Annotated in this window: 1 protein-coding gene and 1 pseudogene; both read left to right on the top strand. The window is 60.3% G+C overall.

Annotated features, from left to right (window positions below; genetic code table 11):
* Positions 1 to 161 (top strand): annotated as a pseudogene (locus tag E1J61_RS37035) (SAF domain-containing protein); the annotation flags it as partial.
* A gap of 59 nt (positions 162 to 220) precedes the next feature.
* Positions 221 to 693 (top strand): UxaA family hydrolase (locus E1J61_RS37030; protein ID WP_165971644.1); only part of this gene is annotated, 473 nt, incomplete at its 3' end.

Genomic DNA, 693 nt, shown 5'->3' with positions numbered 1-693 from the left:
CCGCGCTCCAGCCGATTCCCATCGGCCACAAGGTCGCGCTGCGCGACATGGACGTGAAGGAGACGGTCTACAAGTACGGCATCGATATCGGCAAGGTTGTCGCGCCGATCAAGGCTGGTGAACACGCTCACGTTCACAACATCAAGACCAAGCGCTGGTAAGCCGCACCACCGCACCCCTCCGAACCCATTTTTTCATCAAAGCATCCGAGGACCACGTCATGTCCGTTATTGACCAAAACTCTACTTTCTGGGGCTACCGCCGCGACAACGGTCGCGTGGGCGTTCGCAACCACGTCATCATCCTCCCGTTGGATGACCTGTCCAACGCAGCCGCCGAAGCTGTCGCTGTAGCCATCAAAGGCACGATGGCCATCCCTCATCCATATGGGCGCCTGCAGTTCGGTCCGGACCTCGACCTGCACTTCCGTACCCTGATTGGCGCGGGCAGCAACCCGAACGTTGCGGCAGTAGTAGTGATCGGTATCGAAGACGGCTGGACGAAGAAGGTCGTTGATGGCATCGCCAAGACCGGCAAGCCGGTGGTCGGCTTTGGCATCGAGGGCCACGGCGACCATGAGACCATCATGCGGGCGTCGAAGGCAGCGAAGGAATTCGTGCAGTACGCCACTGCACTGCAACGCGTCGAGTGCCCGATCAGCGAACTGTGGGTGTCGACCAAGTGCGGCGAGTC

Origin of the sequence: Cupriavidus sp. L7L, assembly GCF_004353535.1 — a bacterium.
Lineage (GTDB): Bacteria > Pseudomonadota > Gammaproteobacteria > Burkholderiales > Burkholderiaceae > Cupriavidus > Cupriavidus oxalaticus_A.
Note: the sequence above shows the minus strand (reverse complement) of the source record. Positions and strands in the feature narration are given on the sequence as shown.